Genomic DNA, 24819 nt, shown 5'->3' with positions numbered 1-24819 from the left:
CTTGTACTACGTCGGCTGGGATGTCGGCGGCTGGAATTGCGACAAGAACGGCAAGAGCCGTGACGCGCTGGTGATTCTCGACGCCAACCGGAATATCGTCGGCAAGCCGTGGCGGGGCAATTTGCGCGCTGCCATCAACGAAGCCACCGATAGTGCCGAATGGATCAGCAAACTGTTCGCCCTCTGCAAGGCACAGCCCTTAGCTTGCTGCCCTCAGATCACGCTGGCAATCGATACCCCACTGGGATTTTCTGAGGAATTCACCCGTCTGGTGACGCAGCGAATTCACGCGGGCGCGGTAGGCAATTCAGCCACGAACCCCTACCTGTTTCGGCAAACCGAACGGTTTCTGTTTGAGAATGGCCTGAAACCCCTGTCGGCCATCAAGGACATGATCGGTAGTCAGGCCACCAAGGGGATGCACGTCCTCGCCAAATTCGCGCCGCAAACTCTGCGCTGCGGGGTATGGTTGGATGGTACGTGGCTCAGCGCCATCGAAGCCTATCCGTCGGCCTGCAGGGCCTCCGCAACGATTCAAAGCTTGCAGCAGCCGTTCGGTAAGCTTGCCCACGACGACCTCGACGATGCGCTGACCTGTGCCTTGGTGGGCTACCTGTTCGATAAGCATCCCGATAAGCTCATCTCGCCGGAGGCGTCAGTGCCAGCCTCTGAAGGGTGGATTTGGGTGCCGCAGGATGGTTTGCCGCGTAACCTTGGAGTCAAGGAATCAAGACCATGAAGAGCTACTACCGCGTGATGCTGGGCAAGCAAAGTGTCCATGCTGCGACCTGTTTCGCCAACGGTTACATCGGCATCGACGATGACCTTCAGCGGGACATCGGGCCGTACCTGACCGATGACTGGCGGCATTTCAATGCCAAGATGGTGCCGGAGTACCTCAAGCTCTATCCCGACAAGTCGAGGATTGCAGCGGGCTTGGCCTGTGGCGTCGCATGGACAGTCTGTAAGGGCATTCTGAAAGGCGATATTGTTTTGTGCCCGGATGGCAAAGGCACTTACCGAGTCGGCGAGATCATCGGTGATTATGATTACCTGCCGGGCGAAGACTTGCCGCTGCGACGGGCGGTTCACTGGTTTGAGGTATCAATCGAACGGGCGAGCTTGAGCGACGCCCTGAAACGGTCGACCGGGTCGATTGGCACGGTAGCCAACGTTTCAGGCTATCGCGAAGAACTGGAGGCGTTTATCGGTGGGAAGGTGGCTCCCAAGCTGATATCTACCGACGAGACGGTTGAGGACGCTTCGGCCTTCGCCTTGGAAAAACACCTCGAAGACTTTCTTGTCCAGAATTGGGCGCACACCGACCTCGGCAAGAATTACGACATCTACGAGGAAGACGGTGCAAAGGTGGGGCAGCAGTACCTGACCGACACCGGCCCGATGGACATCCTCGCGATCAAGAAGGACAAGTCGGAACTGCTAGTCGTCGAGCTTAAGAAAGGCCGGGCGAGCGACGTGGTCGTGGGCCAGACGCTGCGCTATATGGGCTTTGCCGCGCTGGAGCTGGCCGAGCCGAACCAGAAGGTTCGCGGAGTGATCATTGCGCTCGAAGATGATCAGCGGATTCGGCGGGCGTTGGCGGTCGCGCCCAATATCGACTTCTTCCGCTACCAAATCAGTTTCAAGCTGATCAAGGCGTGACATGACAACCGTCGGCCAGATCGAAAAGAAAACCCAAGCCCGCGTCGTCGCGCTGTTCCGAGATCGCCTGTGTTACGACTACCTCGGCGACAAGACCGACCTCGACAACCGCAACATCGAGGAAGCGTTATTGCGTGGCTGGCTGGCCAAGCAGGGCGTCAGCGACATGCTCATTAACCGGGCGCTGCACGAACTGAACAAGGTGGCGACGGACACCAGCAAGAGCCTCTACGACCGCAACAAGGAGGTTTACAACCTGCTGCGCTATGGGGTGAAGGTACAACCGGGTGCCGGCGAGAACCGTGAAACGGTCTGGCTGATCGACTGGCAGCACCCGGAGAACAACCACTTCGCCATTGCCGAGGAAGTGACGGTGAAGGGCGCTGACTTGGCGAATGCCGCCAAGGCCAGCACCAAGCGCCCGGATGTGGTGATCTACATCAACGGGATCGCGCTCGGTGTACTGGAGCTGAAACGCTCCACTGTATCGGTAGCCGAGGGCATCCGCCAGAATCTGGACAACCAGAAGAAGGAATTCATCCAGCCTTTCTTCTCGACTATGCAGTGGGTGATGGCGGGGAACGACACCGAGGGGCTGCGCTACGGCACCATCGAGACGCCAGAGAAGTATTACCTGCGCTGGGTCGAGGACGCTGGCCCCTATGCCGGCGAGGCGAACCTGCTGGATCGCCACCTGCTACAGGTCTGCGGCAAGGCGCGACTGCTGGAACTGATCCACGACTTCGTCGTCTTCGATGCCGGTACCAAGAAGCTCTGCCGCCAGAACCAGTTTTTCGGAGTGAAGGCCGCGCAGGACTTCATCCGTCGCCGCGAGGGCGGCATCATCTGGCACACCCAAGGCAGCGGCAAGTCGCTGACCATGGTCTGGCTGGCCAAGTGGATACGCGAGAACCGCGAAGGTTCGCGGGTGCTGATCATCACCGACCGCACCGAACTGGACGAGCAGATCGAGAAAGTCTTCAAGGGCGTCCATGAGCAGATCTACCGCACCAAGAGCGGCACCGACCTCATCGAAAAACTGAACGGCACCGAGGAATCGCTGCTCTGTTCGCTGGTGCATAAATTCGGCGGCAAAGGCGACGACAGGAACGATGAAGGCACCAAGGAATTCATCGCCGCCATCCAGAAGCTGCCACCCGACTTCAAGGCCAAGGGCGACATTCATGTGTTCGTCGATGAGTGCCACCGCACCCAGAGCGGCGACCTGCACAAGGCGATGAAGGCGCTGCTGCCCAATGCCCTGTTCATCGGCTTTACCGGCACCCCCCTGCTGAAGGCGGACAAGCAGAAGAGCATCGAGGTCTTCGGTAGCTATATCCACACCTACAAGTTCGACCAAGCCGTGCGCGAAGGGGTGGTGCTGGACTTGCGCTACGAGGCGCGGGACATCGATCAGTCCATCACCTCGCAGAAGAAGATCGACGAGTGGTTTGAAGCCAACACCAAGGGGCTGAACGACGTCGCCAAGGCGCAACTCAAGCAGAAATGGGGAACCATGCAGACGGTGCTGTCCAGTCAGGACAGGCTGTCGAAAATCGTTGCCGACATACTCATGGACATGGCGACCAAGCCGCGCCTGATGGACGGCCACGGCAACGCCATGCTGGTCGCCGGCAGCATCTACGAGGCGTGCAAGTTCTATGAGTTGTTCGCCAAGACGGTACTCAAAGGCAAGTGCGCCATTGTCACCAGCTATGCACCCAGTATTGCCGACACCAAGGGCGAGACGACGGGCGCGGGCGATACGGACAACCTGCTCAAGTACGGGATTTACGCCCAGATGCTGGCCGACTGGTTCGATGAGCCGGCAGACAAGGCCATCGGCAAGGTCGAGAAATTCGAGCAAGCGGTGAAGAAGAAATTCATCGACGAGCCGGGGCAGATGAAGCTACTGATCGTGGTGGACAAGCTGCTAACGGGATTCGATGCGCCCTCGGCCACCTACCTCTACATCGACAAGCAGATGCGCGACCACGGCTTGTTCCAAGCCATCTGCCGGGTCAATCGGCTGGATGGCGAAAGCAAGGACTACGGCTACATCATCGACTACAAGGACTTGTTCCAGAGTCTGGAAGGCGCGGTCAGCGATTACACCAGTGGCGCACTGGACGGCTACGACAAGGACGACGTAAAGGGGTTGCTGGAGAACCGGCTGGAGAAGGCGCGGGAGGATCTGGAAGAGGCCCGGGAAGCAGTCAGGGCGCTATGCGAGCCGGTCGAAGCTCCGAGAGATTCGGCGGCTTACCTGCACTATTTCTGCGCCAAGGAATCGGGCAATGCCGATCAGCTCAAGGACAACGAACCGAAGCGCTTGAAGCTGTACAAGTTCGTCGCGGCGCTGCTTCGTGCCTACGCCAGCATTGCCAGCGAACTGGCTGAAGCGGGTTACACCCTCGAACAGATCGGGACGATCAAGGGCGAGGTCGATCACTACAGCAAGGTGCGCGACGAGGTGCGGCTTGCCAGTGGCGACTATATCGACCTCAAGGCCTATGAGCCGGCCATGCGCCACCTGATCGACACCTATATCCGGGCCGAGGAGAGCGAGAAGATTTCGGCCTTCGACGACTTGAGCCTAATCCAGTTGATCGTCGAACGCGGCCCCGATGCAGCGGCGGAAAAGGCCAAGGGGGTGATGAAGACCGACGAGGCGGTGGCCGAAACCATCGAGAACAACGTCCGCAAGCTGATCATCAACGAGTCGCCCGTCGATCCGGCCTACTACGACAAGATGTCGAAGCTGCTGGATGCCCTGATCGAACTACGGCGCAAGGGTGTGGTGAGCTACAAGGAATATCTGGAGAAGATCGCCCAACTGACCAAGGAGGCGACGATGCCGGGGGGCGGGCCGGGCGGTTATCCGACCAGCGTCAAGACGGCGGCACAGCGGGCGCTCTACAACAATCTGGGCAAGGACGAGGGGCTGGCGCTGGCGGCGGATGCGGCAATTACTGGCCATCGGCAAGATGGCTGGAAGTCGAACACCATGAAAACCAAGAAGGTGCGGATCGCTATTCGTGCCTTGCTCAATGATGACGGCTTGGCCGACCAGATTCTGGAACTGGCGAAGCACCAGAATGACTACTGAGATTCACCACCTCACCGTCAGCGGCATCAAGGTGGAGGTGGTTCGCAAGGACATCAAGAACCTGCACTTGGGCGTCTATCCGCCCCATGGCCGGGTACGCGTGGCGGCACCCTTGGTCATCAGTGACGAAGCCGTGCGGCTGGCGGTGATCGACAAGCTCGGCTGGATCCGGCGCCAGAAAGCCAAGTTCGCCGAGCAGCCGCGCCAGTCACAGCGCGAGATGGTGAATGGCGAGAGCCATTACTTTCTCGGGCAGCGCTACCGTCTTCGGGTGCATGAGCAGGATGCGCCAGCCCGTGTTGCCGTGCGCGGTATTGCCAGCCTCGATCTATTCGTGCGCCCCGGCACGACTGCCGACCAGCGGGAAGCCGTGCTGCTGCGCTGGCATCGCGAACAACTCAAGGCGTTGATCCCGCCGATGCTGGAGAAGTGGCAACCAATCCTCGGCATACAGGTCGCCGATTGGGGAATCAAGAAGATGAAAACCAAGTGGGGAAGCTGCAACCTTACTGCCCGGCGTGTTTGGTTCAATCTGGAACTAGCCAAGAAGCCGGTCCAGTGTCTGGAATACATCGTCGTGCATGAACTCGTGCATCTGCTGGAGCGGCATCACAATGAGCGGTTCGCGGCATTGCTAGAGGCGCACCTGCCCCAGTGGCGGCAGTACCGGGAGATGTTGAATCAGGCACCACTGGGGCATGAAGAGTGGAATTACTAAAGCTACTCGAGTGTTAGAAGCTTATGCAGTTGGATGTTGGGTCCGGCTTCAGAGGCTGTTTGGCAGGGTAGAAACACGGAAAACCATTCCAGCACCAAAAACGGGACATTTGAAGAACCGGTGTGTCCTCAATGTTTGGCTCCAAACGCCCTTGATTTCTAGGCGCTCGTGATGTCTATCAGAGAGGCGATGGCGGTCAATTCGTATTCGAGTGCTAGCAGTACATGTACCCCAATGGTGGTTCCGGCTTCAAAGGGCATCGTAGGCACTTTGGCAGGGTTGAAATACTGGAAAACCATTTCGGACCAAAATCAAGACAGCTAGCGAACCAGTGGATTTCCGGCGCTTCGCACCAACCTGTATTGATAGCAAGATACCGAGATTGTCCAGCCAGAGAGAGAAAGAAGAACTGCTCTTCGGCCCCGGAGTGGAATTAGGATGACCTAGTAGCTGATCGTAAATCCCTTGAATGGTATGGTAGCGGTATGGGCGGCTCGATCCTGTTGGAAGGCAAGCGGCAGCATTGAGGAATTTTTAAGCCGGGTACAAAACCGGGTATGGAATGAAATCGAAATCAGCAAACCCAAGCAGTGCAGCCATTGGTGAGGCGCACTTTTTGTTCAACGTCTGATACCGCCTCCGCCGCCGGACCGCTAGAATGGGGGAGCTTTCAGGCTCCCCTTTTTTCATCATGACCCAGAAACTCCTCGCCCCCGTCCGCCTCGGCGCCCTCGAACTGAAGAACCGCGTCGTCATGGCGCCGTTGACGCGCTGCCGCTGCGACAACCCCGGCTACGTGCCGACCGAAATGATGGCTCGCTACTACGCGCAGCGGGCGAGTGCCGGGCTGATCGTTTCCGAGGGCACCATCGTCTCGCCGCAGGGTCGCGGCTACCCGTTCACGCCGGGCATCTGGTCGGCCGAGCAGGTCGCGGGCTGGCGGCTGGTCACCGATGCCATGCATGAAAACGGCGGCCTGATCGTCTGCCAGTTGTGGCATTGCGGGCGCCTGTCGCTGCCGGAATTCCACGACGGCCAGCCACCGGTGGCGCCTTCCGCGGTCAACCCGAACTGGAAGATGTTTTCGACCACCGGCCACCCGGAAACAGTCACCCCGCACGCGCTGACCCGCGACGAGATCAAGGCCACTGTCGCCGATTTCCGGCACGGCGCGGCCAATGCCATGGCGGCCGGCTTCGACGGCATCGAGATCCACTCGTCGAACGGCTACCTGTTCCACCAGTTCTTCTCGCACCAGTCGAACCAGCGCGACGACGAGTACGGCGGCAGTCATGAGAACCGCGCCCGCTTCTTCCGCGAGGTCCTCGACGCCGTCGGCGAAGTCATGCCGCTCGACCGCGTCGGTTTCCGTCTCAACCCGATGCTCAACCACTTCCACGGCATCACCGTCGACGCCGACACGGTGCCGATGTGGGAACACGTCGTGCGCACCGCCAACGGTTACGGGCTGGCCTACCTGCACCTGACCGAGCCGCTGTCGCCGAAGCAGGTCGCCAACACGCCGGGCACGCTGCTCGACGTCGGCGCCCACTTCCGCCCCATCGCCACGATGCCGGTCATCAGCAACGGCGCCCTCGACCAGGCCAGAGGCGAGGCACGCCTCGCCGCCAATCTGTGCGACGCGGTCGCGTATGGTCAGGCGTGGATCGCCAACCCGGATCTCGTCGAACGCTTCCGCCGCGGCGCGCCACTCAACGAACCCGACCGCGACACCTTCTACCAGGGCGGCGAAAAGGGCTACCTCGACTACCCGACGCTCGCCGCATGAAACGCTGTTGCACGCTGCTGGCGCTCGGACTTCTGACCCTGCCGGCGCTCGCCGACGGCCTGCCGCCCGGCGTCCTCGGCGCGCTGAAGGCGGCGCAGATCCCGGCGAGCAGCGTCGCTGTCGTCGTCCAGCCGGTCGATGCCGGCAAGCCGCTGGTCGCCCACAACGCGGCGCAGGCGATGAACCCCGCCTCGGTCATGAAGCTGGTCACCACCTACGCCGCCCTCGACCTGCTCGGCCCGGCGTGGACGTGGAAGACCACGGCGTGGACCGAGGCTGCTGCGGTCGACGGGGTTTTGAGCGGCAATTTGTACCTCAAGGGCAGCGGCGACCCGCGCTTTTCGATCGAACACCTGTGGGCCCTGCTGCGCCAGCTGCAGGTGCGCGGCATCCGGCACATCGCCGGCGACGTTGTGCTCGACCGCACCGTCTTCAACGTCCCGGCGATCGACCCCGGCGCCTTCGACGACAAGCCGATGCGCCCCTACAACGTCGGCCCGGACGGCCTGTTGATCAACTTCCGCGCGCTGCGCTTCACGCTGCTTCCCGACAACGGCCGGCCGCGCGTACTGCTGGAAACGCCGAGTGACGGCCTGCGCGTGGACAACCAGTTGCGCGCCGGCGAAGGCGGCTGCGGCAGCAACTGGAAGGACTTCATCAACGTCCGCCTGATCCCGGAAAACGCCGGCAATCGCCTCGAATTCACCGGCACCTACAGCGCGGCGTGCGGCGAGAAGGCGCTCAACCTCTCGCCGCTGGCGGCCGATGCCCAGGTCGGCGGGCTGATCCGCAGCCTGTGGAAGGAACTGGGCGGCACGCTGGCCGGCCAGGTGCGTGGCGGCGCCGTGCCCGCCGGCGGCAAGCTGCTCGCCACCCACGAATCGCCGCCGCTGGCCGAAGCCGTGCGCGACATCAACAAGTTCAGCAACAACGTGATGGCCCGCCAGGTCTATCTGACGCTCGGCAACGATACCGAACCGGCGACTGCCGAACGCTCGCGCCAGCGCATCGGCGACTGGCTCAACGCGCGCGGCCTGCGCTTCACCGAACTGGAAATCGAGAACGGCTCCGGCCTCTCGCGGCGCGAGCGGATCAGCGCCGACAGCCTCAACCGCCTGCTGCTCGACGCCTGGAAGAATCCGGTGATGCCGGAATTCATCTCCAGCCTGCCCATCGTCGGCATCGACGGCACCATGAAGAAGCGCCTCAACGGCTCGCAGGCCACCGGTCGCGCCCACATCAAGACCGGCACGCTGGACGGCGTCAAGACCGCCGCCGGCTACGCACTCGACGCCCAGGGCCGGCGCTACGCGGTGACCTTCCTGATCAACCACCCGCAGGCGCAGGCCGGCAGCGCCGCCATCGACGCCCTGCTGGTCTGGGTCGCGCAACGACGGGCGGGCGAGAAGAGCGTCGTCCTCGAAAGCGAGTGAGCTGGCGGCGATGACCGGCTTCCAGCCCTTTCCCGGCGCGGCCTTCGATCGTTGCGGACTCAACCGGCAGCACGTTTTCGACCTCGCCGACCTGCCGCCCGCCGTCGCCGCCACCCTGGGCGACACCGCCCCCTTCCGCCAGCTGATCCTCCTCGGCCATGCCGGCAAGGCGCTATGGGACTGCGTCAAGGCCGCCGGCGCCGGTGGCGAACACCCGATCGACGATTTCACCGTGCGCAGCATCGAACGCTGTTTCGCCGAGCACCTGCCGGCCAGCCGCTTCCGCCTCGTCTATCCCGGCGACCACCCGGTCGGCCTGCAACGGCTCGGCACGCTCGCCGGATGGCACCATGCCTCGCCCTTTATGGTCGGCATCGACCCCGAATGGGGTACGTGGTACGCCTACCGCGCCGTCGTGCTGGCCGACACCCGTTTTCGGCCTTTTCCGGCGGTCAACCGCAGCAGCCCCTGTACCAGCTGCCCAGCCAGGCCCTGCATCACCGCCTGCCCCGCCCAGGCCATGGCCGACGGCAGTTTTTCCCTCGCCCGCTGCAGCGTCTACCGCCTGCAGCCCGATTCGGCCTGCACCGCGACCTGTCAGGCGCGTCTCGCCTGCCCGGTCGGCGCCGCGCATCGCTACGACGTCGACCAGCTGCGCCATTCGTATTCTATTTCGCTGCAGACCCTGCGCCAGATCCATCGCCCGTCTTGATGCAGCACATGGCGCGCCCCGGCGGCGCCGCACTATGATCGCAGTTCATCGTCCCCGGAAACGCGAACAACCATGACCGAAGCCAGCCCCCCGCCCGACGAAGACCGCGTGCGCACCCTGCTGCGCCAGGTGATCGACCCCGAAGTGGGCGCCAACATCGTCGACCTCGGGCTGGTCTACGAGATCGACATCGCAGCCGGCCGCGTCCGGGTCGCCATGACCATGACCTCGCCGGCCTGCCCGATGGGCGAGATGATCGTCGACGAGGCGCGCGCCGCGCTCGCCGACGGCCTGCCGCCCGGCTGGCAGGCGGAGGTCGCGCTGGTCTGGGAACCGCCGTGGAGCCCGGCGCTGATGAGCGAGCGCACGCGCCGCAATTTCGGCTGGTAGCGACGACGATGCGCGACCTGCCGCCGGCCGCCCGGCTGCCGCTGCTCTTCTTCGGCATGATCTCGCTGCTCGCCGGCGTCGCCGCCGGGCTGGCGCGCCTCGCCTGGGATGTGCCGCCGCTCGCTGCAGCCGCCGCCGGCTGGCATGGCGCGCTGATGATTTCCGCCTTCTTCGGCACCGTCATCAGTCTCGAACGCGCCGTCGCCATCGGCCGCCTGTGGGCCTATCTGGCACCGGCCGCCGCCGGCCTCGGCGGCTTCAGCCTGCTCACCGGCGCCCCGCTCGGGGCCGCCCAGGCGCTCGCCATCGTCGCCGCTATCGTGATGATCATCGCCAGCCTGCAGGTGCTGCACCGGCTGATCGCCCCGTTCACCATCGTCCTCGCCCTCGGCGCCGGCTGCTGGCTGATCGGCAATCTGGCCTGGCTGGCGAGTGGCGGGCTGGCCGCGGCCATACCTTGGTGGCTGGCCTTCCTGGTATTGACCATCGCCGGCGAACGTCTCGAACTGACCCGCTTCATGCCAACCCCGCCGGCGGCGCAGCAGCGCTTCATGCTCATCGTCGGCGCCATACTGGCCGGCGCCACGCTCAGTCTGTGGTTCGCCAGCGAAGGCCTGCGGTTCTTCGCCGCCGGGCTCCTCGCCCTCGCCGCCTGGCTGCTGCGTTACGACATCGCCCGGCGCAATGCGCGGCAGCAGGGATTGACGCGTTTCATCGCCATTTGCCTGCTGTCCGGCTATGTCTGGCTGGCCCTGGCCGGCGCCCTCGGGCTGGCTGGCGCCCTGCTGCCCGCCCACGTCTGGCGCGATGCGGCACTCCACGCCATCGGCCTCGGCTTTGTATTCGCCATGGTCTTCGGCCACGCGCCGATCATTTTCCCGGCCGTGGCGCGGGTGAAGATTCCCTACCATTCGGCTTTCTATCTGCCGCTGCTGGTGCTGCATGCCTCGCTGGCGCTGCGCGTCGGTGGCGGCCTGGCCGGCGATTTCGCCATGCTGCGCACCGGCGGCGCGGCCAATGCCAGCGCCCTGCTGCTGTTCATCGCCACCATCCTAATCAGCGTCGTGCGCGGCAAGCGGCAACACCTTTCTTCCGAACAGGCGGCCCACGATGAAACGCCATGAGGCTTTGCAGGATCTTTCGCGCGAACATCACCTGGCCCTGAAACTGGCGCTGCATGGCCGGCGCGCAATCGCCTCGGGCGACCCGGGCCAGATCACGGCGGCGGCGAATGCCTGCGCCGAGGCATTCGGCAGCGAACTGGGGCCACATTTTGTCCGCGAAGAAACGGATGTACTGCCGCTGCTCGCGCAAGCCGGTGAAACTGCGCTCGTCCAGCGCACGCTGAACGAGCATGCCGAGCTGCGCAGCCTTGCCGCCCGCCTACTCGACGCCGATATGACGGCGCTGGAGCGCTTCGTGGAATTGCTCGGGGCACATGTCCGCTTCGAGGAGCAGGAATTGTTCGAAGCGGCGCAAACCTGCCTGGACCTGGGCAAGCCCCGGCAAAAATGACGAACGCCTCTTGGTCGCAGCGCTTCCGGCACTTCATCGGCTTCCCGGCCAGCAGCCACCATGCCGGCGAGCAACTGGTCGCCACGCTCGGCGGCGCGCTCGGCATCCTGCTCGTGCTGGTGGTTACCAGGGCGCTCGTCGGGCCGACGGCGGCGCTCGTCATCGTCCCCTCGATGGGTGCCTCGGCAGTACTCATCTTCGCCGCGCCGCACAGCCCGTTCGCCCAGCCGTGGGCGGTGCTGGCCGGGCACGTCCTGTCGGCGCTGGTCGGCGTCGCCTGCTGGCAGCTGATTCCCAATCCGACCCTGGCGGCCGGCCTCGCCGTCGGCCTGGCGATCGGTGTCATGCACGTCGCGCGCTGCCTGCACCCACCGGGCGGCGCCACGGCGCTGGCGGCGGTGATCGGCGGCGCGACGGTGCACGAACTCGGTTATCGCTATGCGCTGAGCCCGATCGCCGCCAATGCCCTGATCATTCTCGCGGTCGGCGTCGCCTTCAACTACGCCTTCGCCTGGCGGCGTTACCCGGCGAGCCTGATGCGCTACCGGCATGCACCGGAGCACCCCGGCACCGGCTGGCCGCCCATCGACGAGCGGCACGTCGTGGCGGCCATGGAACACCTCAACGTCGTCGTCGACGTCAGTCCCGACGAAATGGGCGAACTGATTCACCAGACGCTGGATATCGCCCAGCGCGAGCAGGACGCCCGCCTGCCGGAAGTCCGGCTCGGGCGCTTCTACTGCAACGACCGTCCGGGGCAGCAGTGGTCGGTGCGCCAGATCGTCGACGAACGGCGCTCGGACAACCCCGATTTCGACCTGGTCATCTACAAGGTGGTGGATGGGAACGGCCTGAACCGCACCGGCAGCTGCACGCGTACTGAATTCGCACGCTGGGTCGGCAGCGAACTGCAGCCGCGCGCCCGGAAACCCTGACGCAGTGCTTCAGGCGACCGGCCGTTCGCCGAACAGCGCAACCCAGCCGCGGATCACCCGGTAGCCGACCCACAGGCCGAGGATGGCGATGAGAATCCAGGCGACGGGGATGCCGATGATGGTGATGATCAGCAGGCCATAGACGACCAGCCACAGCGCGGTGAACCAGAAGGTGCGGATTTGCCAGCGGAAATGGCTTTCCAGCCAGGTGCCGTTGACGTCGCCGCGCTTCAGGTAGTTGAGCAGGACGGCGACCAGCGAGGGCAGGCCAAAGACGAAGCCGCCGGCAACCGTCGCCGACGAGGTGACGCCGATGAGGACGGCGATGGCGTGCAGGCCGTAGATGAAATGGGTCAGCTGCACCAGCGAATTGCGCACGCCGTGCACGAGGGTGACAGGGACGGGTTCGGGCATGATCAGTTCTCCGGAAGATATTTTTGCAGGAACAGCGCGTGCCCGGCGGCCGGGTCGAGCACGTAGGGCGCGAAGCCGGCGCGTTCGTAGGCGGCCAGCGCCCGCGTGTTGTTGGACAGCACTTCGAGGGTCAGCTTGCAGCAGCCGAGTGCGCGCGCCCGCTGCTCGGCCCAGCCCAGCAGCACCTGGCCGACGCCCTGTCCGCGCCGCTCGGCGCGGGTGACGATGTCGTGGATGTTGAGCAGCGGCCGGGCGGCGAAGGTCGAGAAACCGGCGAAGCAGTTGATCAGGCCGACCGCCTCGTCGCCGGCGAAGGCCAGCGCGCCATGGAAGGTGGGCAGGCTTTTCAGCTCGTCGACCAGATGCCGCCTGGCGTAGTCGGACAAACCGGCGCCGCCGCCCATCGGGTCGCGCGCGTAGTGGTCGAGAAGAGTGAGCCAGGTTCTGGAAATCGCCTCGTTTTCGAGGTCGACCGCAACCACCCGCAAACTCACAGCCCGAGCCCCCCCCACATGGCATCGACGCGCTGCTTCACGTCGGCGTCCATGACGATCGGCCGACCCCATTCGCGGTTCGTTTCGCCCGGCCACTTGTTGGTCGCGTCGAGCCCCATCTTCGAGCCGAGGCCGGCTACCGGACTGGCGAAGTCGAGGTAATCGATCGGCGTGTTGTCGACCAGCGTCGTGTCGCGCGTCGCATCCATGCGCGTCGTCATCGCCCACACCACTTCCTTCCAGTCGCGGATGTCGATGTCGTCATCGACGACGATGATGGTCTTGGTGTACATGAACTGGCGCAGAAAGGACCAGATGCCGAACATGATGCGCTTGGCGTGGCCGGGGTACTGCTTCTTGATCGAAACGATGGCCATCCGGTACGAGCAGCCTTCCGGCGGCAGGTAGAAATCGACGATTTCCGGGTACTGCTTCTGGAGCAGCGGCACGAAGACCTCGTTCAACGCGACGCCCAACACGGCCGGCTCGTCGGGCGGCTTGCCGGTGTAAGTGCTGTGGTAGATCGGGTCGCGGCGCATGGTGATGCGCTCGATGGTGAACACCGGGAATTCGGCCTGCTCGTTGTAGTATCCGGTGTGGTCGCCATACGGCCCTTCGAGCGCCATCTCGCCCGGGTGGATGACACCTTCGAGCACGATCTCGGCCGAAGCGGGCACTTGCAGACCAGAGCCGAGGCACTGGGTCAGCTCGGTCTTGCCGCCGCGCAGCAGGCCGGCGAACTGGTATTCGGACAGCGAATCTGGCACCGGCGTCACGGCGCCGAGGATGGTCGCCGGGTCGCAGCCGAGCACGACGGCGACCGGGAAGGGTTGGCCCGGATTGGCCAGTTGGTGGTCGCGGAAATCCAGCGCCCCGCCGCGATGCGCCAGCCAGCGCATGATCACCTTGTTCGGCCCCAACACCTGTTGGCGGTAGATGCCGAGATTCTGCCGGTTCTTGTGCGGCCCCTTGGTCACGACCAGACCCCAGGTGATCAGCGGCGCGATGTCGCCCGGCCAGCAATGCTGGATCGGCAGGCGCGCCAGATCGACATCCTTGCCTTCCCAGACGATTTCCTGGCACGGCGCGTTCGACACCTTCTTCGGCGCCATGTTGAGCACCTGCTTCAAAATCGGCAGCTTGTCCCACGCGTCCTTCAGCCCCTTGGGTGGCTCGGGCTCCTTCAGGTAGGCAAGCAGCTTGCCGACTTCGCGCAACGCCTGCACCGACTCCTCGCCCATGCCGAGCGCCACCCGCTGCGGCGTACCGAACAAATTGGCGAGCACCGGGATGCTGTGACCCTTCGGCTTCTCGAACAGGATGGCCGGACCGCCGGCGCGCAGCACGCGGTCGCAGATCTCGGTCATTTCGAGACGGGTATCGACCTCGACGCCGATCCGTTTGAGCCCGCCGGTCTTTTCCAGTTGCGACATGAAGTCGCGCAGATCGTGGTATTTCATCGCGTACGGTAGGAGAAGTGGCAGGCGACGCAGCCCGAGGTCAGGTTAGGCAGCAGGGCCAGCGCCTTGTCACGGTCGCCGGTTTTGGCTGCGGCAGCGAACTCGCTCGCCGCCTTGTGTCCATCCATGCCGATGCCGTGCATGGCCGGCGGCATGTGCGGGCCGGGGCGCGCGTCGAAAGGCTTGTCACGATGCCTGCCCATGGCCGACAGCCCCAGTTTGGTCTCGGCCGCCTCGCCGGCCTCCCGGACCTTGCCGGCGGCCAGCAGCGATAGCACTTCGTTGAGGGCGACGAGGTTGCCCTGCATCTCCTCGCGCAGGGCGTCCTGCGCCGGCGGCGGCAACTTGACGAGTTGGCGGGCATCGTCGGCGACGGCTGCGGTCGACGCCAGAAAAAGGGCAAAAACCAGGGCTTTCATGCGAAGCTCCTCCCGGAAACCAGGAAATCGACGACGATGCCGGCGAAGATCGCCGCGCCGACGTAGTTGTTGTGCAGGAAGGCCTTGAAGCAGGCCATGCGCTCGCGGCCGCGGATCCACGTGTAATGCACGCCCATGATGCCGGCGGCGATCGCCAGCCCGGCGTAGAAGGCCCAGCCGAGATTCTGCGCGTAGCCGACGCCGGCGATGATGAGCAGCGTCGTCGCATAACAGAGCATCACCGCCGCCACGTCGAAGCGGCCGAAGGTGATGGCCGAGGTCTTGATGCCGATCTTGAGGTCGTCGTCCCGGTCGACCATGGCATATTCGGTGTCGTAGGCGACCGCCCAGAAGACGTTGGCGAGCAGCAGCCACCACGCCGCCGCCGGCACCGCGCCGAGCTGCGCCGCGTAGGCCATCGGGATGCCGAAGCCGAAGGCGATGCCGAGATAGGCCTGCGGGATGGCGAGGAAGCGCTTGGTGAACGGGTAGCTGGCGGCAAGGAAGAGCGCCGGCACCGAGAGCCAGATCACCAGCGGGTTGCCGAGCAGCAGCACGAGCGCGAAGGCGCACAGCGAAAGGCCGGCGAACAGCGCCAGCGCTTCCTTCGTGGTCACCCGGCCGGCGGTCAGCGGACGTTCCTTCGTCCGCTCGACATGGCGGTCGAAATCGCGGTCGGCGTAGTCGTTGATGACGCAGCCGGCGGAACGCATCAGCACGGTGCCGAGGATGAAGACCCAGAGCACGATGCGGTCGGGCCGACCGTCTGCCGACAGCCACAGCGCCCACAGCGTCGGCCACAGCAGGAGCAGGATGCCGATCGGCTTGTCGAGCCGCATCAGCTTTTCGTAAAGATCGACTTTTTCCTTGATTGCAGGCCAGTTCATCTGGTTGATTCTACCTTGGTGCCCGGTGGGTACGGCTGCGTGCACATTCCCACGAAGAGAGCGATGCGGCGGGAGTGGATGAAGCGGTGGTCATGACAATGCGACGAAAAACAGAAGCGTGCATTTTACCGGTGTCGCGACCCTCAGGCCGCGCCAGGCAGTGGCAACGGCGCAAAACAATCAAAACACCCCGCGACGGTGCGATCCCCATATACTGATGACGTAAAAGCCGAAAACAAACACAATCATCACATGCGCCCCAACGCACCCGCCCCCCGCCGCCGCTATTGGGTGAGCGGAGGCCTTTTTGTCGCCCTGCTCGCCGCTGCCGGCCTGTGGGTCGCCGACGAAATTGAAACCTCCCGCCTGCAGGCCACCCATCTGGCCCGCTACGCGGCGACTCTCGATTTCCGGATGGTCGACGGCGCCAGCGACGCCATCCGCTTCCCGACGCACGGCCCCTTCAACCAGCGCATGGGCTACAGCGAGTTGCCCCAGCTCGCCAGCCGCCTGAGCGCCAACGGCTTCAAGCTGACCCGGCAGGCCCGCTTTTCCGAAGCGCTGCTCGACTACACCGACCACGGCTACTTCCCGCCCTACCGGGAAAAGACCTCGGCCGGGCTGACCGTCACCGACTGCCGGGGCGACACCCTGTATCGCTTCCGCTACCCCTACCGGGCCTACGCCGACTTCGCCGCCGTGCCGCCGCGCATCGGCCAGGCGCTGATCTACATCGAGAACCGCGACCTGCTCGACGAGTCGCGGCCGACCATGAACCCGGCCATCGACTGGGTGCGTTTCGCCCGCGCAGTGCTTGGCCGCATCGGGCGGATGGTCAACGAGGATTTCGACGCCCCGGGCGGTAGCACGCTGGCGACGCAGATCGAGAAATTCCGCCATTCGCCGGACGGCGTAACGCCGAACAGCGGCGAGAAGCTGCGCCAGATGGTCTCGGCCAGCGTCCGCGCCTACCGCGATGGAGAGGATACGCTGCCGGTCCGGCGCACGCTGCTGTTAGATTACCTGAACACCGTGCCGCTCTCGGCCGCGCCCACCTTCGGCGAGGTCAACGGCCTCGGCGACGGCCTGTGGGTGTGGTTCGGCGCCGATTTCGACGAAGTCAACGCGCTGCTCGCCGCGCCGGAAGCCGAGGGCTCTCGCCTCGCCGACCAGGGTCGGGCGCTGCACCAGGTGGTGGCGCTGATGATCGCCCACCGCCGCCCGACCTACTATCTGTCGGCCAGGGGGCACGACAGCCTGGCCCGGCTATCGGAGAGCTACGTCCGCCTGCTCGCCGAGCAGGGCGTGATCAGCCCGGCCCTACGCGATGCGGCGCTGAACCAGCCGCTGCAGTTCCGCAACCAGGCGACCGACCCGGCCCTGCTGCCGGCCGATGCCGGCAAGGGCGCGATGGCCATCCGCAACCGGCTATCCGGCCTGCTCGACGCCTCGCTGTACGAACTCGACCGCTACGACGCCGATGTCTCGACGACGCTGAACGGCAAGCTGCAGCAAGAAGTCACCAGCTTCCTGCGCCATCTGGACGAACCGGAGGTGGCACGCAAGGTAGGCCTGCTCGGCGAACGGATGCTCGACCCGGGCAAGCTCGACGGCGTCTATTACAGCTTCACGCTGGTCGAAAGCACACCAGCCGGCAACCGCGTCCGCGTCCAGACCGACACCACCGACCAGCCGCTCGACATCAACGAAGGCAGCAAGCTGGAACTCGGCTCGACAGCCAAGCTGCGCGTGCTGACCACCTATCTGGAAATCGTCGCCGAACTGCACCAGCGCTACGCCGGGCAGACGCCAGCCGAATTGCGCAAGATCCCGGTCGAAAAGCGCGACCGCCTGACCCAGTGGGCCATCGACTATCTGGCCAGGGCCAAGGACCGCGAACTGCCGGCCATGCTGCAGGCGGCGCTGGCCCGCAGCTACTCGGCCAGCCCCGGCGAGGATTTTTTCACCGGCGGCGGCGTCCATAATTTCAACAACTTCCGGCACGAGGACGATGGCCGGGCGCCGACCGTGCGCGAAGCGCTGCAGGGTTCGATCAACCTGCCCTTCGTCCGCCTGATGCGCGACATCGTGCGTTACACCATGTACCAGGTGCCGGGCAGCAGCGCGCAACTGCTGGAAAAGGCCGGCGATCCGCGGCGCAACGAATACCTGGCCCGCTTCGCCGACCAGGAGGGGCAGGTCTTCCTGCGCCGCTTCTGGCACAAGTACCGGGGCAAGAAAGCGGCCGATATCCAGGATGTCTTCCTCGACGGCCTGCGTCCGAACGCGAGCCGGCTGGCCGCCGTGTTTCGTTACCTGTCGCCGCAGGCGACGCCGGCAGAGCTGGAGACCTTCCTGCGCCAGCGTCTGGAAGGGGCGCGCCTGAGCAGCGACGAAGTCGCCCGCCTCTACGAACGCAGCGGGCCGGAGGCTTTCGACCTGCCGGATCGTGGCTACGTGGCGCGCGTCCATCCGCTCGAACTGTGGCTGGTCGGCTACCTGTCGGCCCATCCGGAAACCACCTGGAGCGAGCTGGTACAGGCCAGCGCCAAGGAACGGCAGGCGGTCTACCGCTGGCTGTTCAAGACCCGCTTCAAGGGGGCCCAGGATTCACGCATCTATACCATGCTCGAAGTCGAAGCCTTCCTCGACATTCATCGCCGCTGGGCCCGCGTCGGCTATCCCTTCGGCCACCTGGTGCCGTCGCTGGCCACCGCGCTCGGCAGTTCCGGCGACCGGCCGGCCGCGCTGGCCGAGCTGATGGGCATCATCCAAAACGACGGCATCCGCAAGCCGACGCGGCGCATCGACCGCCTCGATTTTGCCGTCGGCACCCCCTACGAGACCCGCTTCGCCAGCAACGGCAAAACGGGCGAACGCGTCATGGCACCGGAAGTTGCCGCCGCGCTGCGCAACGGGCTGTCGGAAGTGGTCGAGGGCGGCACGGCGCGCCGGCTGTCCGGCGCCTTCAAGCTGGCCGATGGCACGCCGCTCGCCGTCGGCGGCAAGACCGGCACCGGCGACAACCGCATCGTCCTCGGCCGGGGCGCGACGCGCGGCGTCACCATGAACCGCACGGCGACCTTCGTCTTCTACCTCGGCCCGCGCCACTTCGGTACGCTGACCGCCTACGTGATCGGCCCGCAAGCCGCCAGCTACCGCTTCACCTCGGCGCTGCCGGTGCAGATCCTGAAATCGATGGGCCCTCTGCTGCTGCCGGCGCTCGAACCGGCCGCCACGCCCTGCCAGCCGTAAGCCGCGCGGCGCCCACCCTCAGCGGCAATCGCCGCGCAGGGCGAGCACCGTGGCCTGCAGCTTCGCCGGCGTCGCCTCGGCGGCGGCAACCGGTGCCCCGACCCGCAGCGTGATCCGCGAGAACAGGCCGCGCCGGAACGGCTTCTTCATCGCCTCGCCATCGACCCGCGAGAAGAAGCTGCCCCACAGACCGGACAGCGCCAGCGGCACGACCGGCACCGGGTTGGCGGCGAGGATGCGGCTGATGCCGGGGCGGAAGGTCTGCAGTTCGCCGTCGCGGGTGATGTTGCCCTCGGGGAAGATGGCGACCAGCTCGCCCTCGGCCAGCGCGGTCGACACTGCGGCGAAAGCCTTTTCCATCAGCGCCGGGTCTTCCTTGGCCGCGGCGATGGGAATCGCGCCGCAGTGGCGGAAGATGTAGCTGAGAACGGGAATGCGGAAGATGCGGTGGTCCATCACGAAGCGCACCGGGCGCGGCGCGGCGCCCATGATGATCACCGCGTCGACGAAACTGACGTGGTTGGCGACCAGCACGGCGGCCCCCTCCTGCGGGATATGGTCGAGCCCTTCACTGCGCAACCGGTAGGCGGCCTTGATCAGCAGCCAGGCGATGAAACGCAGCAGGAATTCCGGCACCAGCCCGTAGATGTAGATCGCCACCGCCGCGTTGAGCAGGGCCGCGATGCCGAACAACGCGGGGATCGACAACCCGGCGCTGAGCAGCGCCGCCGCGCCGAGGGCGCCGACGACCATGAACAGCGCATTGACGATGTTGTTGGCGGCGATGATGCGGGCGCGCGTTTCCTCGGCGCTGCGCAACTGGACCAGGGCGTAGAGCGGGACGATGAAGAAGCCGCCGAAGACGCCGAGCATCATCAGGTCGAACAGCACGCGCCAGACCGCCGGCAGGCTGAGCAGGGCCAGCAGTTCGTGGGTGCCGTTGCCGGCCAGCCCGACCGGCGAGGCGAAATAGAGGTCGAGCCCGAACAGCGTCAGGCCGATCGAGCCGAAGGGCACGAGGCCGATCTCGACGCGCTTGCCGGACATCCGCTCGCACAACAGCGAGCCGAGGCCGATACCGACCGTGAAGGTGGCGAGCAGCAGCGTGACCGATGCTTCGCTACCGCCCAGCACGTTCCTCGCGTAGGCCGGGAACTGGGCGAGGAACAGCGCGCCGTAGAGCCAGAACCACGAGATGCCGAGGATGGAGAGGAAGACCGTGCGGTTGGCGCGGGCGAAGTTGATGTTGCGCCAGGTTTCGGTGATCGGATTGGGGTTGACCTTCAACCCGGGCACCGGCGCCGGTGCCGCAGGAATGCCGCGGCTGGCCAGGTAGCCGGCGAAGGCGACGACGAAACCGCCAAGCGCGATCCACGCCGAATGCTCGACCGACCCGGCGAGCAGGCCGCCGGCCAGCGTGCCGACCAGGATGGCGACGAAGGTGCCGGCCTCGATCAGCGCGTTGCCGCCGACCAGCTCGTCGGTGTGCAGGTGCTGCGGCAGGATGGCGTACTTGACCGGCCCGAACAGCGTCGAATGCAGGCCGAGCAGGAACAGCCCGCCCATCAGCAAGGGCAGGCTGTGCATGAAAAAGCCGGCGGCGGCGACGCCCATGATGACCATTTCCAGTACCTTGACCAGGCGCGCCAGCACGGCTTTGTCATACTTGTCGGCCAGTTGCCCGGCGGTCGCCGAGAACAGGAAGAAGGGCAGGATGAAGATGCCGGCCGCCAGGTTGGCCAGCAGCTCCGGCTGGAGCGTCGTCCATTGCACCGACTGGAAGGTCAGCAGGACGATCAGCGCGTTCTTGAACAGGTTGTCGTTGAAGGCGCCGAGAAACTGGGTGGTGAAGAAGGGCGCAAAGCGCTTCGTCTTCAGGAGTCCGAATTGTCCGCTCATGTTTACACTGCCTCGGCCAGACGTTTAAGGGTCACGTAATCGATCTTGCCGGTGCCGAGCAGCGGCAGCGCCTCGACGCACCGGATCTTGCGCGGCACGGCCAGCTCCGGCACGCCGAGTTCGCGCGCCGTGGCGGCGAGCTGTTCGCGGGTCAGCTCGCCGTCGGTGGTGAACAGCACCAGCGCCTCGCCCTTGGCAGCGTCGGGCTGGCTGGAAACGGCGTGCATTTTTTCCGGCGAACTCGCCGCCGCCAGCTTTTCCGCCACTTCCAGGCTGACCATCTCGCCGGCGATCTTGGCGAAGCGTTTGACGCGGCCGACGATCTTCACGAAACCCTCGTCGTCGATCTGCACGACGTCGCCGGTCTCGTACCAGCCGGCGCCGAGTTCGGAAGCCGGCGGCTGCAGCACGCCCGGCTGGTCGGCCTTGAGGTAGCCGGCCATCACGTTCGGCCCGCGCACGTGCAGGATGCCGCCGTGCTCGATGCCGGGCACCGGCAGCAGGCGGTGTTCGATGCCCGGCAGCAGGTTGCCGACGGTGCCGGTTTTATAGGCCATCGGCGTGTTGACCGAGAGCACCGGCGCGGTTTCGGTCGCGCCGTAGCCTTCGAAGATGCGGATGCCGAATTTCTCGAACCACTGGCTGCGCACCGCCTCCGACAGCTTTTCGGCGCCGGCCACGACGTAGCGCAGGCGGTAGAAGTCGTAGGGATGGGCGAACTTGGCGTAGTTGGCGAGAAAGGTCGACGTGCCGAAGAGCACCGTGCAGGAACGATCGTAGGCCAGTTCCGGGATGATGCGGTAGTGCAGCGGCGACGGGTAGAGGAAGAGGCTGGCGCCGGTCAGCACCGGCAGCAGCGCGCCGGCGGTGAGGCCGAAGCTGTGGAAGATCGGCAGCGCGTTGAGCACCTTGTCGTCCACCGAGAAGTCGATCACCGCGCGGATCTGGGCGATGTTGGCGAGGATGGCGCGGTGCGGCAGCACGACCCCCTTCGGCTTGCCCTCCGAGCCGGAGGTGAACAGCACCACCGCGGCGTCCTCCGGCGAGGCGTGCAGTTCCATGGCGCGCGGAAAATGGATGGCGTAGGCGATCAGCCACAGCTTGTCGGCGAGACCGATGCGCTCGCGGATGTCCTCCAGGTACTGCACCGTGACGCCCTGCAGGGCCGCCAGCTTGTCGCCCAGCTTGGCCTGCTCGACGAAGGCGCGCGAGGTGACGACGATGCGCACCTCGGCGCCGTCGCAAGCCGCCTGCATGGCGTCCACGCCGGCCGTGTAGTTGAGCATGGCCGGCACGCGGCGGCGGGCGCTCAGGCCGAAGATCAACCCCAGCGTCGGCACCAGGTTGGGCAGCAGCAGGCCGACGCGCTCGCCGGGCCGCGACAGGCGTTCGACCTGGCGACCGAGGACGAGCGCCATCTTGAGCAGGTCGTTGTACGAATACTCGATCTGCTTGACGTCCTCGAGCAGGCGGCGGCGCTTGCCGAAAATCTCGGCGGCGTCGCACAGCGCCGTGTAGATCGTCTGTTCGGGGCGCGAGGCGAAGATCATTTCCTGCATCAGGCGGCGCATCGCCTCGCCCGACTTGCGGCGGCGCAGGCGGGCCGTGGCGCCTTCCGGCATCGGGAAATGGCGCTCCGGCAACACCGTCAGGCGGATGGTCGGGAAGAACTCCTTGGGGTATTTTCCGGAGAGGCGCGAGAAATAGCTGCGCGAGGCGCCGTCGAGGCGCACCGGCAGCACCGTCGCGCCGGTCTTGGCGGCGACGAAGGCCGGGCCGTCGTAGACCTTCATCAGGCTGCCGGTCAGCGTGATGCGCCCTTCCGGGAAGATCACCACCGGCCGCCCGGATTCGATCAGGCGGATTACCTTCTTCATCGCCATCGGGCTGGTCGGATCGACCGCCAGGTAATCCACCTGCGAGAGCAGGATGCGGAACCAGAAATTGTTGGCGATGCCGGTATGGACCACGAAAACCGGGTCGATCGGCAGGAAGAGGCCGATCAGCAGGCCGTCGAGGAAGGATTCGTGATTGGCGACGACGAGCAGCCGCGGGCGGGCGAAATCCGACTGGTGCAGGCGGACGTCCACGCGGAACAGCAGACGGGCCAGGCCGCGCAACAGCGGCCGCAGGAGGGTACGCATCATGTGAAATCCCTGATGTAGTCGAGAACGTTGCCCAGCGTGGCCTGCAGGGCGTCGCGATTGATCCAGAACCAGACTTCCTTGCCGATCTTCTCGGAAGCCAGAACGCCCGATTCGTGCAGGATTTTCAGGTGGTGCGAGACGGTCGACCGCGCCAGGGTCGACACCTCGGCGATCTGCCCGACATTGAGCCGCTCGCCCGGCTCGAACAGCAGCAGGATGCGCTGCCGGTGCTCGTCGCCCAGCGCGACGAAAATCCGGGACATGGCCTGCCACTCGGACGGGATAGACTGGGAGTAATCATTTTTCATGTCGATGATCTTAGTTATATCGACACGTACCCGTCAAGCATTTTTTAGACACCGGCCGTTCGCGGCTCTTCGCGCACGCCCCGGCAACTCGCGCCCCGTCGCAAAAAAAGGCCCGGGCATCCCCGGGCCGCTCCGATTTATCCGGTGCTTACTTGAATTCCAGAACCAGCGGCTCTTCGACCATGGCGTGGCGAACCTGGGCGTTGTCGAACAGCGCGACGCCGAAGCCGTAGGTCTTCTTCAGGTCGTCGAACTGCACGTCGTATTTCGAGCCGGTCACCAGCTTGCGGGAGATTTCGGCAACCCACTTGCCCTTGACCCACTTGGCGACGTACTTCACGTCGCCGCGGTCGCCGACGAAGGGGGCGACCAGAATCGACGCGACTTCGTCGCCCGGCTTGAACTTGGCGTCGTCGAACGGCACCTTGTCTTCCGCCTTGATCCAGTAGGTGCCGCCCTTGTTGGCCGGCTTGCCGTCCTTGCCCATGAATTCGGGCTTGCCGTTGACCAGATTGACGTCATCGTAGCCGCCGCCGGTCTTGGGGTCGGTCTTGCGGCCGGCATTTTTCTCCTTCTGGGCGTCGTAGCGGGTGTGATCGAGATAACCGTCGTCGATCTGGCCGTTGGGGGCGCCCGTCCGCACCCACTTCATGTGCCAGAGGTCGCCGAGCTCGCCCTCTTCCTCGACATACTTGTTGCCGTAGGGCTTGCCGGCCTCGCCGCCGTGGCAGCCGATCTGGCAGCCGAATTTCTCGAAGCCGACGATGCTCTTGTTGATGTTCCACAGCACGGCCAGCTTGTCCTCGTAATAGACGCAGTTGTCGCCGCCCTTGTCATCCGGATCCTTCAACATCTGCCAGCTGCCGTCTGCCTGTTTCTTGTATGGGCTGCGCTGCACCGACAGGGTCGGGTCGTCGTAGGTGACGAGCATGTAGATGTTTTCCTTGTCGTAGGCGACCTGCAGCGTGGCGGTCGTCTTGCCGTCCTTGAAGTTGCAGCCCTTGACCGCGTTGAGCTTGGTCACCGGCGCCGTTTTCCAGATCGCATCCTTGGTGTCGCCATCGAGGACCGGCGCCGCCGCAGCCGCCACGGCAGTGACGGTGATCGGCTTCATTTCCTTCGGCTTTTCCTTGGGTGCCGGTTCGCGGCCGGCGGCGAACGCCGTGCCAATGGCCAAGGACAGCGGTGCGATGAGCGCCCAGCTTGCAACGGTTTTCATTCTCATGATTTCAACTCCTTCTTTTTGGCAAAGAAAAAACAGTGACGGGAATTT

At 64.9% G+C, this 24819-nt stretch carries 21 protein-coding genes; 12 read left to right on the top strand and 9 right to left on the bottom strand.

The window, feature by feature from the left end:
• The first annotated feature begins 1 nt into the window (after window position 1).
• The 11 genes from GH660_RS11570 (at window position 2) to GH660_RS11520 (ending at window position 12263) form a co-directional block, all read left to right on the top strand.
• Window positions 2-739: a hypothetical protein gene (locus GH660_RS11570; RefSeq protein ID WP_228276473.1), complete on the top strand. Its 738-nt coding sequence runs from the start codon at window positions 2-4 to the stop codon at window positions 737-739.
• A complete protein-coding gene (locus tag GH660_RS11565; protein ID WP_153146812.1) occupies window positions 736-1662 on the top strand; it encodes an endonuclease NucS domain-containing protein in 927 nt (308 codons plus the stop codon). The genes GH660_RS11570 and GH660_RS11565 overlap by 4 nt, the downstream gene beginning before the upstream one ends.
• A 1-nt stretch (window position 1663) precedes the next feature.
• A complete protein-coding gene (locus tag GH660_RS11560) occupies window positions 1664-4771 on the top strand; it encodes a type I restriction endonuclease subunit R (protein WP_153146811.1) in 3108 nt (1035 codons plus the stop codon).
• Window positions 4761-5489 (top strand): M48 family metallopeptidase, encoded by a 729-nt coding sequence (locus GH660_RS11555; protein WP_153146810.1) that lies wholly within the window; start codon window positions 4761-4763, stop codon window positions 5487-5489. The genes GH660_RS11560 and GH660_RS11555 overlap by 11 nt, the downstream gene beginning before the upstream one ends.
• Before the next feature lie 691 nt (window positions 5490-6180).
• On the top strand, window positions 6181-7278 hold the full coding sequence (locus GH660_RS11550) for an alkene reductase (RefSeq protein WP_153146809.1): 1098 nt from the start codon (window positions 6181-6183) through the stop codon (window positions 7276-7278).
• Window positions 7275-8711, top strand: a complete 1437-nt coding sequence (gene dacB, locus GH660_RS11545; RefSeq protein ID WP_153146808.1) for a D-alanyl-D-alanine carboxypeptidase/D-alanyl-D-alanine-endopeptidase — start codon at window positions 7275-7277, stop codon at window positions 8709-8711. Before GH660_RS11550 ends, dacB begins: the two co-directional genes overlap by 4 nt.
• 10 nt (window positions 8712-8721) lie before the next feature.
• On the top strand, window positions 8722-9423 hold the full coding sequence (locus GH660_RS11540) for a hypothetical protein (protein WP_153146807.1): 702 nt from the start codon (window positions 8722-8724) through the stop codon (window positions 9421-9423).
• A 72-nt stretch (window positions 9424-9495) separates the two neighbouring features.
• Complete coding sequence (locus tag GH660_RS11535; protein ID WP_153146806.1) at window positions 9496-9813, top strand: metal-sulfur cluster assembly factor; 318 nt, start codon at window positions 9496-9498, stop codon at window positions 9811-9813.
• 8 nt (window positions 9814-9821) lie between these two features.
• A complete protein-coding gene (locus tag GH660_RS11530; RefSeq protein WP_153146805.1) occupies window positions 9822-10937 on the top strand; it encodes a hypothetical protein in 1116 nt (371 codons plus the stop codon).
• Complete coding sequence (locus tag GH660_RS11525) at window positions 10924-11328, top strand: hemerythrin domain-containing protein (RefSeq protein ID WP_153146804.1); 405 nt, start codon at window positions 10924-10926, stop codon at window positions 11326-11328. Before GH660_RS11530 ends, GH660_RS11525 begins: the two co-directional genes overlap by 14 nt.
• A complete protein-coding gene (locus GH660_RS11520; RefSeq protein ID WP_153146803.1) occupies window positions 11325-12263 on the top strand; it encodes an HPP family protein in 939 nt (312 codons plus the stop codon). Before GH660_RS11525 ends, GH660_RS11520 begins: the two co-directional genes overlap by 4 nt.
• Before the next feature lie 9 nt (window positions 12264-12272).
• On the opposite strand, the gene GH660_RS11515 is transcribed toward GH660_RS11520, so the two are convergent.
• The 5 genes from GH660_RS11515 to ubiA are packed head-to-tail and all read right to left on the bottom strand — an operon-like array spanning window position 12273 to window position 15937.
• Window positions 12273-12677, bottom strand: a complete 405-nt coding sequence (locus GH660_RS11515) for a hypothetical protein (protein ID WP_153146802.1) — start codon at window positions 12675-12677, stop codon at window positions 12273-12275.
• A gap of 2 nt (window positions 12678-12679) precedes the next feature.
• A complete protein-coding gene (locus GH660_RS11510) occupies window positions 12680-13171 on the bottom strand; it encodes an N-acetyltransferase (RefSeq protein ID WP_228276472.1) in 492 nt (163 codons plus the stop codon).
• Window positions 13168-14631, bottom strand: a complete 1464-nt coding sequence (ubiD, locus tag GH660_RS11505) for a 4-hydroxy-3-polyprenylbenzoate decarboxylase (protein WP_153146800.1) — start codon at window positions 14629-14631, stop codon at window positions 13168-13170. The genes GH660_RS11510 and ubiD overlap by 4 nt, the downstream gene beginning before the upstream one ends.
• Window positions 14628-15050, bottom strand: coding sequence for a cytochrome c (locus GH660_RS11500; protein WP_153146799.1), 423 nt, complete (start codon window positions 15048-15050; stop codon window positions 14628-14630). The genes ubiD and GH660_RS11500 overlap by 4 nt, the downstream gene beginning before the upstream one ends.
• Window positions 15047-15937 (bottom strand): 4-hydroxybenzoate octaprenyltransferase, encoded by an 891-nt coding sequence (ubiA, locus tag GH660_RS11495; protein WP_153146798.1) that lies wholly within the window; start codon window positions 15935-15937, stop codon window positions 15047-15049. Before ubiA ends, GH660_RS11500 begins: the two co-directional genes overlap by 4 nt.
• A 291-nt stretch (window positions 15938-16228) precedes the next feature.
• Between ubiA and GH660_RS11490 the strand changes: the two genes are divergently transcribed.
• On the top strand, window positions 16229-19192 hold the full coding sequence (locus tag GH660_RS11490) for a transglycosylase domain-containing protein (protein ID WP_228276471.1): 2964 nt from the start codon (window positions 16229-16231) through the stop codon (window positions 19190-19192).
• 18 nt (window positions 19193-19210) lie between these two features.
• Here GH660_RS11490 and GH660_RS11485 read toward each other — a convergent pair whose 3' ends face one another.
• The 4 genes from GH660_RS11485 to GH660_RS11470 form a co-directional block, all read right to left on the bottom strand.
• Window positions 19211-21091 (bottom strand): MFS transporter, encoded by a 1881-nt coding sequence (locus GH660_RS11485; RefSeq protein WP_153146796.1) that lies wholly within the window; start codon window positions 21089-21091, stop codon window positions 19211-19213.
• Between the two features lie 2 nt (window positions 21092-21093).
• Window positions 21094-23238 (bottom strand): bifunctional acyl-ACP--phospholipid O-acyltransferase/long-chain-fatty-acid--ACP ligase, encoded by a 2145-nt coding sequence (gene aas, locus GH660_RS11480; RefSeq protein WP_153146795.1) that lies wholly within the window; start codon window positions 23236-23238, stop codon window positions 21094-21096.
• Window positions 23235-23501: a helix-turn-helix transcriptional regulator gene (locus GH660_RS11475; protein ID WP_228276470.1), complete on the bottom strand. Its 267-nt coding sequence runs from the start codon at window positions 23499-23501 to the stop codon at window positions 23235-23237. The genes aas and GH660_RS11475 overlap by 4 nt, the downstream gene beginning before the upstream one ends.
• Before the next feature lie 193 nt (window positions 23502-23694).
• Window positions 23695-24771 carry an ethylbenzene dehydrogenase-related protein gene (locus GH660_RS11470; protein ID WP_194266298.1) on the bottom strand — a complete coding sequence of 359 codons (1077 nt, stop codon included), beginning with the start codon at window positions 24769-24771 and terminating at the stop codon, window positions 23695-23697.
• Between the last annotated feature and the right edge of the window lie 48 nt (window positions 24772-24819).

The organism is Dechloromonas sp. H13 (genome assembly GCF_009469615.1).
Taxonomy (GTDB): domain Bacteria; phylum Pseudomonadota; class Gammaproteobacteria; order Burkholderiales; family Rhodocyclaceae; genus Azonexus.
This window is presented reverse-complemented; position numbering and strand designations above follow the sequence as displayed.